This window comes from Pseudomonas sp. 05T35, assembly GCF_056396605.1.
The window spans coordinates 1-1,660 of sequence record NZ_JBFTLU010000673.1; the positions used below are offsets into that span (position 1 = coordinate 1).

Here is a 1,660-nt window from a genome sequence, read left to right on the forward strand (position 1 = left end):
GTATATGGGGTTCCTGGAAGAGTACAGGTTCAACCCGGAAGTCCGGCTGATGACCGACATCATTCGCGAGCAGTGCCGGAACATTAATAGCGCCAAGGCCGATACTCTGGCCCTGGCGCTCTGATGTGGTCGACCGAGACGGGCGGGCTGGTCAATTATCCTCGGCAGGCTGTTGGCAGGGCTCTTGAGGATTTGATTGATGCGTTTGACCTCTTCGGCTTTGGCGCACTGTTCCCAGTGCTTATTGAGAGGGCATGGGGTATTTCCTGAAATCGATGAGATGGCTGGACTATCCCTTGGCGGGTGATGAACAAAAAAGCGACTTTTTTGAGGTCTATCCACCCAGGGTGCTCATCATCGGGCGGATAGCGGTCGTAGCAGCCAGGTATGGGGGCGGCGCAAAGACGGAACGATCCTGTTTGTTCCGTGCTTTTTTGAGCGGATCGGGATGAATGCGGCCTATGCGCTGTATGAAAAATAAGTACGATTTCCTGAATAGTGACGGTGTTCAGTCAGCCTTTTCACGGGCCTCAGTGTCTGTTGGCTTTCGTCGGGGCGGAGGGTTTTTTGGGTAATGTCTGCTTACTTTTGATCGCCGTTAAATCTTGAATCACTCGTCTACTCTGCCTGCACAGACCAGGAGTCTGTCGTTATCAGCAGTCGCAAGGAGCGAACCATGTACTTTGAGATCTACAGGCAGTCGCGAGGSACCCCGCTTACCGGGAAGGGCCAATGGCGCTGGCGTTTAAGGGCGGCCAATCATGAGACGGTTGCCAGCGGCGAGTCGTACGTCAACAAGGCGGATTGCCTGCACGTGATCGGGTTGATCAAAAGCGTTCATAACGAAACGGTGGTGAAGGAAATCTAGGGCCTGTATCTGTTGGTGTGTGGAAACGAAGCTGCTCAGGCACATCGAGCAGCTTCGCGGCTTCGGCGTCTGCTGAATCAGGTCATCCGCCAGGTGGCGAAAGGGGGGTAAATGAATGGCCAAAATCGCCGCAGTTTCGCCCTTGCATCACCTCCCACGCTCCTGCTTAATGTCACGCAGCTCATGGCGCTGGAGATTAGCCGGCGACCTCGGATAGCAGAAAAATCACTATAAAAAGAGCAATCAGTGACTCATCAGCATGGAACGCATTGGGGCGAGCATGTGGCGCTATCGCTCGTCATTCCGGTCTTTAATGAAGCTGCCACCGTCGATTTGTTCATGGCGCGGATCACTGACGTCTTCAAGGATGAGGCGCTGGTCGGTCTGGAGATGGTGTTCGTCAAYGACGGCAGTACCGACACCACGCTGGAGCTGCTTCTGGAGCGCCAGAAGACTGACCCCCGCGTGCGAATCGTCGATCTGAGTCGCAATTTCGGCAAGGAAGCGGCGTTGACCGCGGGCTTGCAGACTGCCACTGGCCAGGTGGTAGTGCCCATCGATGTCGATCTCCAGGACCCTCCCGAAGTTGTCCTCCAGATGATCGACCGCTGGCGTGAAGGCTATGAAGTGGTGCTGGGCCATCGCGTGAGTCGTCACAACGACTCTTGGGCCAAGCAAACCTCCGCCAACTGGTTTTATCACCTGCACAACAAAATCTCTGATCAGCCGCTGCCGAAAAATGTCGGTGATTTTCGGCTCATGGACCGCTGCGTGATCGATGCCTTGCAGACC

At 55.2% G+C, this 1,660-nt stretch carries 2 protein-coding genes; both read left to right on the forward strand.

Annotated elements, in window-relative coordinates:
- Positions 1 to 676 precede the first annotated feature (676 nt).
- Positions 677 to 868: a YegP family protein gene (locus AC1DH9_RS28700; protein WP_427536677.1), complete on the forward strand. Its 192-nt coding sequence runs from the start codon at positions 677 to 679 to the stop codon at positions 866 to 868.
- 246 nt (positions 869 to 1,114) lie between these two features.
- A partial coding sequence (locus AC1DH9_RS28705; RefSeq protein WP_477809288.1) for a glycosyltransferase family 2 protein occupies positions 1,115 to 1,660 on the forward strand: 546 nt, incomplete at its 3' end.